At 63.5% G+C, this 8,922-nt stretch carries 7 protein-coding genes; all 7 read right to left on the reverse strand.

The window, feature by feature from the left end; all coding sequences use genetic code 11:
- Nucleotides 1-134: 134 nt before the first annotated feature.
- On the reverse strand, nt 135-1,145 hold the full coding sequence (locus AC1D1X_RS09230; protein ID WP_477668058.1) for a cupin-like domain-containing protein: 1,011 nt from the start codon (nt 1,143-1,145) through the stop codon (nt 135-137).
- A gap of 62 nt (nt 1,146-1,207) precedes the next feature.
- Nucleotides 1,208-2,569 (reverse strand): TolC family outer membrane protein, encoded by a 1,362-nt coding sequence (locus AC1D1X_RS09235; protein ID WP_477668057.1) that lies wholly within the window; start codon nt 2,567-2,569, stop codon nt 1,208-1,210.
- 56 nt (nt 2,570-2,625) lie between these two features.
- On the reverse strand, nt 2,626-2,988 hold the full coding sequence (locus tag AC1D1X_RS09240; protein ID WP_477668056.1) for a rhodanese-like domain-containing protein: 363 nt from the start codon (nt 2,986-2,988) through the stop codon (nt 2,626-2,628).
- A gap of 63 nt (nt 2,989-3,051) precedes the next feature.
- The gene (locus tag AC1D1X_RS09245) at nt 3,052-3,735 is read right to left on the reverse strand and encodes a protein-L-isoaspartate O-methyltransferase family protein (RefSeq protein WP_477698170.1); all 684 of its coding nucleotides are present in this window, start codon (nt 3,733-3,735) and stop codon (nt 3,052-3,054) included.
- A gap of 62 nt (nt 3,736-3,797) precedes the next feature.
- Nucleotides 3,798-7,028 carry an efflux RND transporter permease subunit gene (locus tag AC1D1X_RS09250; protein WP_477698171.1) on the reverse strand — a complete coding sequence of 1,077 codons (3,231 nt, stop codon included), beginning with the start codon at nt 7,026-7,028 and terminating at the stop codon, nt 3,798-3,800.
- 12 nt (nt 7,029-7,040) lie between these two features.
- A complete protein-coding gene (locus tag AC1D1X_RS09255; RefSeq protein ID WP_477698172.1) occupies nt 7,041-8,234 on the reverse strand; it encodes an efflux RND transporter periplasmic adaptor subunit in 1,194 nt (397 codons plus the stop codon).
- On the reverse strand, nt 8,231-8,922 hold a 692-nt coding region (locus AC1D1X_RS09260), incomplete at its 5' end, for a TetR/AcrR family transcriptional regulator (protein WP_477698173.1). The genes AC1D1X_RS09260 and AC1D1X_RS09255, both read right to left, overlap by 4 nt.

Below are 8,922 nucleotides of genomic sequence, written 5' to 3' on the forward strand. Positions count from 1 at the left end.
TACTGACACTCATCTAGTATCTAGCGAGCACGGATTTCCCCTTTCAGGCCGGGGCCGCGGGACTGGCTTTGCCAGACCGCAGGCGCAGCGGCCCCTCGGGGGGGGGGTAGCCACACGAAGTGGGAGCTTGGGGGCTACTTCAGTACCTGATGACAAGTGCAGTTGCCCCAGGCATAAAGGCGCAGGTGATGCGCCCAGTCGCGCAGCGTGGCCCAGGCGCCGCCGGTCGCCACTTCATAAGGCGTCAGGCCAAACATGCCCAGGCTGATGGAGGGCTCCACTGACACCACTGAATGCCAGGTTCGCTTGGGGATGAACAGGGCATCGCCGGCTTCAACGCGGGCGTGGTAGCCATGGGCTTTTTCGAAGGAGGCGAGTTCGCGGACTTGCTCGGGCAGGCGCGAGACGTTGATGTCACTCAGCGTGGCACCCCAGTCGTATTTGGCGGCCGGGCACATGTGCTGGCGCTGGTCGGGTGAGAAAAGGATGAACTCCTTGACGCCCTGGAGTTGCACAAACCAGTTGTGCGGGAAATCGTTGTGCAGGCCGGTCACGGTATTGGCCGGGCCCATGAACACGTATTCCCAGGTCATGCGGCCGGGCCACAGGCTCTTGATGAGCAGGTCGCGCCGCAGCTCGGGGTATTTTTCGAGGATGTCCCACTGCGCCAGGTACAAGGTCGTCGGCTTGAACGACTGCATGTGGGCCCAGTTCAGGTGAAAGCGCTCGCCGGGTTTGTAGCTGTCCCGCACCGGCTTGGGCAGCAGACCTGCCATGGGGTCCGGCGTGCGTTGCGCCGCCTTGCCGAGTTCCCGCAGGTAGGGCGCAACCGGAAGGAAGGGGCGGCCCTTGGTCACGCCCTGTTCGACCAGGCCATCGGTAAACTTGACCGGCACCTCGGCGCCCTTGCCGGCACAGACGTCGGCGAGGAATTCAAACGACCATTTTTTCCAGGCCGGCCAGTGATGGATGCCGCCCTTGACCAGCACGGGTTTGTCAAACGGTTGCTGGCGTCCCGCGCGCTTGAGTTCTTCCCAGGTGGTTTCCTCGATCAGCTCGAAGCTGGGGCCTTTGGGGATGTGTACCGGCGCATCGGTCACGCGTTCAGCCTCTATCGGCAAGGGCAGGGGATTGTGTGCGGGCATCAACATGGAAATTCTGGCCCCGGGCCGGGCCTTTGTTGGAGTGTTGTGAAGCGTACCGCGATTTACCTGGCCAGCAGTGCGTTGATTTTTTGCAGGTCTTCCGGTGTCAGCGTGCCATTGGCCTGGCGCAGTTTCAGGTCGCCCAACAGCACGTCGTAGCGCGCCTTGGCCAGGTCGCGTTTGGTCTGGAACAGCTGGCTCTGCGAGTTGAGGACATCGATGTTGATGCGGACGCCGACCTGGTAACCCAGCTTGTTGGCATCCAGTGCGCTCTGGCTTGACAGCTCGGCGGCTTCCAGCGCCTTGACCTGGCCCTGGCCCGACAGCACGCCGAAATAGGCCGTGCGCGTGGCCTGGGCCACGGTGCGGCGCGCACCTTCAAGGTCGCTTTGCGCCTTGTCTTTCAGCGAGAGGGTTTCGCGCACGCGGTTTTGCGTCGCAAAACCGGCGAACAGCGGCACGTTCAGCACCACACCGATGGTGGTTGTGTTGGTGCGAAAGGCAAACGGCGGGATGGTGGTGGCCGTGCCCGACGGGTTGCGCGTCACGTTGTAGCTGGCCGTCGCGTCCAGCGTCGGCTTGTGGCCGGCTTCGGCTTTTTTGACTTCCAGGTCGGCGATCTCCAGCCCGCTTTGCGCCAGACGGATATTCGGGTGCACTGCTTCTGATTGCTGCACCCAGATGTTCACATCGGCAGGTACCACGGCCGGCAAATTGACGGGCGCCAGCAGGGGTTTGGGTTGCGTTTCGGTTTTCCCGACCAGCGTGTCCAGCGCGATTTTTTTGACGCGCAAATCGTTTTCGGCGGCGATTTCCTGGGCGATGACCAGGTCGTAGCGCGCCTGCGCTTCGCGGGTGTCGGTGATGGTGGATGTACCCACTTCAAAGTTGCGCTTGGCCGACGCCAGCTGCTCGGCCACTGCGGCTTTTTGCGCCCGGACAAACGTCAGCGTGTCCTGTGCGGCCAGCACGTCAAAGTACGCCTGGCTGGTGCGCACGATCAGGTCCTGGTTGGCGGTTTCGAGTTGCGCCTGGGACTGCTCGACCTGCCTGGAGGCCTGCTGGTAGGTGGCCCAGTTGGCCGGTCGGTACAGCGGCTGCGAAAGGTTGAGCGTGGCGTTTTGTGTGTTGAAGCTGCGGTCTATCACCGGTGCGGTGTTTTCAAAGCCGGTGCGCGACACACCCGCCGAAATGCCTGCCGTCGGCAAGATGCCGGCCTTGGCCTGGTCGGCCCTGGCGAGGTTGGCGTCGTACTGCAGCTTGGCCGACTGGTAGGCAGCGTCGAAGGCGCGGGCCGACTCATACAGTTCCACCAGGCTCTGGGCCTGCGCGGCCGGCGCCGCCATCATCAGCGCTGCGGTGACGGCAATCGACAGGGGCAACATCGACAGGCGTAGCGCCGGCGGTTTCTTGGGCGTGGTCATAAAGGTCCTGAGGAATGGGTGGATGGAGTGAGTACGGTGCGCAGCGGCGGCAAAGGTCAGTACACAGGGACCGACGGGTCCACCTGCTGCGACCACGCGTCAATGCCGCCCTGCAGGTTGACGACCTCGGTGAAGCCGCTTTGTGTCAGATAGTTGGCCACCTGCAGGCTGCGCATGCCGTGGTGGCAGAGGCAGGCGATCGGCTGGCCGGTGCCGGCTCCGATTTCCTGCAGCTCAGCCAGGCGCGTGGGTATTTCCCGCATCGGGATGTGCACCAGCCTGAAGCCGTCCTCCTTGACCGAGGCCGTCTGCAGTTCCCAGGGCTCGCGCACGTCCAGCACCACAGGCAGGGCGGGCGCGCCTTCCCCGGCGTTGTTGCGCCACTCGGCGAAGTTGACGGGGCTCAGTTGGGGAATCATGGTCGGCTGTCCTGCGTTGGAATGCGTGCTTGGCGTTGGTGAAGTTGTGTACGGCGGCCAGGCTCAGAAGCTGAATTTCGAGGGCTCAGGGAAATTCAGCAGGCGCGGCGCCACGGTGTCCCAGGCCTGGGTGGTACGCCAGGCGTCTTCGGCTACGCGTGTGACCAGGGTCGCGCGCATCACCGGCTCAAAACCCACGATGGCGCTCAGGCGGCCACCCACCTTGAGCAGGGACAGCAGCGAAGCCGGCACTTCGGCGACCGAGCCACTGAGCACGATCACGTCAAACGGTCCACGAAGCGGGTCGTTGCTGGAAACGGCCTGGGCGATTTTTGCGGCGCCGTCGCCGGTGCGCACTTCGGCGTTGTAAAGGCCTGCCCTTTGCAGGTTGTCGCGTGCGGTCTGTGCGAGCTTGGGGTMGATCTCCAGCGTGATCACTTGCTGCGCACGGTGCGCCAGCAGTGCGGCCATGTAGCCGGAGCCAGCGCCGATTTCCAGCACCTTTTCATGCTTTTGCACGGCCAGTTCCTGCAGGATGCGGGCCTCCACCTTGGGCGCCAGCATGCACTGGCCGGGCCCGGTGCCCAGCGGGATTTCCATGTCGACAAAGGCCAGTGCCTTCTGGGCGGCCGGCACAAAGTCTTCGCGCTTGACCACGGCCAGCAGGGAAAGGACCTGGTTGTCCAGCACTTCCCAGGGGCGGATTTGCTGCTCAATCATGTTGAATCGGGCTTGTTCGTAGTTCATGGCGGACCTGTAGGTTGGCGAAATGGGGGAGGGTGAGCTGTACACGAGATAAACCTTTGATTTTAGCGGTCGCCCATGACGGTGGCCGGCGTTGCGGCAGGCATGTCTGCGGGGTCTTGCGGCGGTGTTCTGGGGCCGAATTTGCGCTTGAACCACTGGCCCAGGTCGTCCAGGTAGCAATACGTCACCGGCACCACCACCAAGGTCAGCAGCGAAGAGGTAATGACACCGCCGATCACGGCCTGGCCCATGGGCGCGCGCTGTTCCGAGCCCTCGGTCAGGGCAAAAGCCAGCGGCACCATGCCGAAAATCATCGCCAGCGTGGTCATCAGGATGGGGCGCAGCCGCACCTTGGCGGCATGCAGCAGCGCATCGCTGCGGTTCATGCCCGGAACGCGGTGGCCATCCACGTCCACCTGGTCGGCACGCATGCGAATGGYAAAGTCCACCAGCAAGATGGCGTTCTTGGTGACCAGCCCCATCAGCATCACCACGCCGATGATGGAAAACATAGAGAGCGTGGAGCGAAACAGCAGCAGGGCCAGCACCACACCGATCAGCGTCAGCGGCAACGAGGTCATCAGCGCCATCGGCTGCAAAAAGCTCTTGAACTGGCTGGCCAGGATCATGTAGATGAACAAAATGGCCATCACCAGTGCCGACACGGCGTAGCCAAAGGATTCAGCCATGTTCTTGGTGGAGCCGCTGAACTGGTAGCGGTAACCGGGCGGAAAGCTGAAGTTCTCCAGCGCTGCCTTGATGTCGTTCGACACCTCGCCGGCCGAGCGGTTGTAGACGTTGGCGTTGATGGCGACTTCGCGCGCCATGTCGCGCCGGTTGATCTGGTTGGGCCCGGTGGATTCCTTCACGGTGGCTACCTGGTTGAGCCGGACTATATGCGCGGCGCCGTCGGCGCTGCTGCCAGGGGTGCTCATGAAGGGCAGACGCTCCAGGTCCTGCGGCGCATTGCGCGCATCGGGTGCCAGACGCACGTTCACGTCGTAGGTCTGGTCGTCGGGCGCGCGCCAGTTGCCCACCGTCTGCCCGGCCACCAATGTGCGCAATGAGGCAGCGATCTGCGACACCGACAGGCCCAGGTCGGAGGCTGCGTCGCGCCGCACATCAATTTCAATCACCGGCTTGTCGGCCTTGACGCTGGAGTCCAGGTCTACCAGGCCGGGGATGCCGCGGATCTTGTCGTTGATGGCGCGCGTGAGGCGCTCCAGCTCTTTCAAATCCGTTCCCTGCAGGGAAAACTCCACCTGCTTGTTGCCGCCCACCGCGTCGAGCAGCCCGACGTGCGTCACGGTGATGCCGGGCACCTGCTTGAGGMGCTCGCGCAGCACGCCCGACATTTGGTCGACGCTGCGGGTGCGTGCCTTGCGGTCCACCAGGCGCACATAAATGCTGGCGTACATCTTGCCTTGGGCATTGCCTGTATTCAGGGTGGCCAGCGTGTATTTCACCTCGGGGAATTCGCGGATGATGGCTTCCACCTGCTGCGCCTTGGCTTCGGTGGTTTCCAGCGAGGAGCCTACCGGCGTGTAGAAGTTGAGTGAGGTTTCCGAGAAGTCGGCCTTGGGCACAAACTCGGTGCCCAGCAGCGGCACCATGAAAATGCTGGTGACAAAAATCATCACGGCCAGGGCCAGGGTGGCCAGCTTGTGGCCCAGCGACCAGCGCAGGATGCCCTGGTAGCTGTTGCTCAGCGAGTCGGTGGCGTGGTCAAACCAGCCGGTGACGCGGCCTATGGTCTTGTCGTAGAAAGTGACGGGCGCATGGCGTTTTCCGTGCGCTTCTATCGAAGGGTCGTGCCAGATGCTGGAGAGCATCGGGTCCAGCGTGAAGCTCACGAACATCGAGATCAGCACCGCCGCCACGATGGTCACGCCGAACTCGTGGAAGAACTTGCCGATGATGCCGCCCATGAAGCCGATCGGCAGGAACACCGCCACGATGGAAAACGTGGTGGCCAGCACGGCCAGGCCGATCTCCTGCGTGCCGTCCAGCGAGGCCTGGTAGGGTCCCTTGCCCATCTGCACATGGCGCACGATGTTCTCGCGCACCACGATGGCGTCGTCAATCAACAGGCCCACGCACAGCGACAGCGCCATCAGCGTGATCATGTTGATGGTGAAGCCGAACAGGTTCATGAACAGGAAGGTGCCGATGATGGAGATCGGCAGCGTGAGCCCGGTGATCACCGTGGAGCGCCACGAATTCAGGAACAGGAAAACAATCAGCACCGTCAGCAGTGCGCCTTCAATCAGCGTGCGGCGCACGTTTTCAACGGCCACACGAATCGGCCGCGAGCCATCGGTGATGAGCTCCAGTCGCGCACCGGTCGGCAATTGCGGCTGGATGTCCTTGATGGCCTGGTTCAAGCCATCGACCACGGCAATAGTGTTTTCGTCCTGCGCTTTTTGCACCGACAGCAGCAGTGTGCGCTGGCCGTTGTACAGCGCCAGGCTGTCGATTTCCTGTGCGCCGTCGGCAACGCGTGCCACCTGGTCCACCGTGACCGGCGCAGCGCCCTTGCGCGCCACAATGATTTTTCCGAAATCTTCGGGGCGCTTCATGCGCGCATCGATCTTGACGACGCGCTCCTGCTGCAGCGAGCGGATGGCACCCACCGGCAAATCCTGGTTCTCGTTGCGCACGGCATTGACCACCTGGTCGGCCGTGATGCCCAGCGACTCCATGGCCTGCGGATTCAGGTAGACATTGATTTCGCGCTTGGTGCCGCCCACGAGCGTGACGGAGCCCGCACCGCGTACGTTCTCCAGGCGCTTTTTCAAGACCTGGTCGGCCCAGTTGGTGAGCTCCACGGCCGACATGGCATTGCCGCTTTGGGCATTGGGCAACACTGCAACGGACCAGATCGCCCGGCTTGCCGGGTCGAAGCGCAGCACGCGCGGCTCTTTCACTTCATCTCGGAGGGTGGGCCGGATGGCGGCGATCTTTTCGCGCACGTCCTCGGCAGCGCGGCGCCCGTCGACGTAGAGCTGGAACTCCATGATGACGACCGACTGGCCTTCGTAGCTGCGCGAGGTCAGCGCGTTGATGCCGGCGATCGAGTTGACGCCTTCTTCAATTTTTTTGGTGACTTCGCTTTCAACGATTTCGGGCGAAGCGCCCGGGTATTCGGCGGTAATGACGACCACCGGAAAGTCGATGTTCGGGAACTGGTCGACCTGCATGCGCTGGTAGGAGAACAGTCCCAGCACCACGATGGCCAGCATGACCATGGTGGCGAACACGGGATTCCTGAGGCTGACCTGCGTGAACCACATGCGCGTGAGTCCTCAGGGCGCCGGCTTGGCGGGTGCACTGGCCGCTTGCGCCGCAGCCGGAAGCTGTGTGAAGCGCACTTTGGTGCCCTCACGCAATGGGCCGATCTCGCCGCGTATCACCACCGCGCCGTCGGCCAGGCCCTTGACGGCTACCACGCTGTCTTTGCCGGCGGTGCCGCGCGCACCCAGCTCGACGCTCTTGTGTACCACCAGGTCGTTTTCAACCGCCTGCACATAAGGTGTGGGTTTGTCGGTGCGCACGGCGCTGACCGGCACCGACAGCAGCGAAGCGCTGGCCGTGCCCAGCGTGCCCTGCGCAAACAGCCCCTGGCGCAAGGGCGGCGCGCCGGCGTCGCCTGCTGCGCCCGGGTTGTCGATGCTGAGGTAAGCCATCACACTGCGGCTGCCGGCCTGCGCTGTGGGATTGATGCGCACCACTTTGGCCGTGACGGGCTGGCGGCTGCCTTCGATCTGCAGCTGCGCGGTCTGGCCCACGCGCACGTCCATGGAGTCGGTGGCGCTCAAGGTGGCTTCCAGCTCGAGCCGGCTCAGGTCCACCACCTCGACGATTTTGGTGTCGATGCCCACGCGTTCACCGGGTTGCGMCAGGCGCTGCGACACCTGGCCGGAGATGGGGGCTTTCAGGATCGTGTCGTCCACCGATTTGGCCGCGACCTCGGTGGCGGCCAGGGCTGCCTTGTAGGTGGACTGCGCGGCATTGAGATTGGCCAGGGAGGTGTCGAGCGCGGTCTTCGAGATGAAGCCCTGGTCAACCAGCGCTTTGTTGTTGTCGTACTGGCGCTGCACCACGTCGACCTGTGCCTTGGCCGACTCGGCCTGCTCGCGGGCCTGGCGCACGCGTGACTGGTATTCGGTGGCGTCGATGCGCGCAATCACCTGGCCGGCCTTGACCACGTCGCCTTCGCGAACCGTGAGACCCTGCAGCTCGCCGGCCACGCGCGCCTTGATGACGGCGGAGTTGACGGCCTTGAGCGAGCCCGACACCGGCAGTCCCTGAACCACGTCGCGTGTCTGGGCCTTGACCACATCGGTGGCGGCCAGCTCGACCTGCCCCATGTCCTTGACAGCGGTGCTTGCGGCAAGCGCCTGTTGCTGGGCCTTGCGTGCGGACAGTGCACGCAGTACGCCGCCCGCGATGAGCAGCACGATAAGCCCGGCGACCGCCCACTTGACCCATCGTTTCATGTTGCGGCTTTCCTGTTGGCCTGTGCGGCGACGCCGGCTGGCGCGGAGATGCCGTTCAGGATGGTTTCCACCTGGAAGGCGATGTATTTTTGGGCATCCAGGTCCGCGTCGCTGCTGATGCAGATGCCGGCGGTGTGCCTGGACAGGATCAGGAAAATCATGGGAGCGACCACCAGGTAGACCGCATAGTCCAGGTCCATGGGGCGGAACTCGCCGCGGTCCATGCCGCGCTGCAGGATGCTGCGGATCAGCCCGTGGCCCGGCATGATGACTTCCTGCTGGTAGAAGGCCGCGATGTCGGGGAAGTTCTTGGCCTCGCTCATCATCAGCTTGGTCAGGCCCGACGCGCGCGTCAGGCCCACGCGCTCCCACCAGCTGTTCATGCAGTAAGCCAGCAATTCAGGGGTGGTGCCTTCAAAGGTGTCCAGCTCGGTGCGCCATTCCGTGAAGCGGCCCGAAATGTTTTCGCGCACCACGGCCTTGAACAGTTCTTCCTTGCTCTGGAAGTAAAGGAACAGTGTGCCTTTCGAGACCCCGGCGCGCGCCGCCACTTCTTCGGCGCGGGTGGCGGCAAAGCCTTTTTCCACGAACAGGTCTAGCGCCGCGTCCAGCAGTTCGCCGGGGCGTGCTTCCTTGCGGCGCTCGCGTTTGGCGGCGACCGCGGAGGTTTTGTCGCAAAATAATTTGG

It is taken from the genome of Polaromonas sp. P1_G4 (assembly GCF_056405475.1).

Excerpts from the sequence above, each read along its gene's own strand:
- AC1D1X_RS09230 (WP_477668058.1), bottom strand. The coding sequence starts at position 1,145 with ATGCCCGCACACAATCCCCTGCCCTTGCCGATAGAGGCTGAACGCGTG.
- AC1D1X_RS09235 (WP_477668057.1), bottom strand. The coding sequence starts at position 2,569 with ATGACCACGCCCAAGAAACCGCCGGCGCTACGCCTGTCGATGTTGCCC.
- AC1D1X_RS09240 (WP_477668056.1), bottom strand. The coding sequence starts at position 2,988 with ATGATTCCCCAACTGAGCCCCGTCAACTTCGCCGAGTGGCGCAACAAC.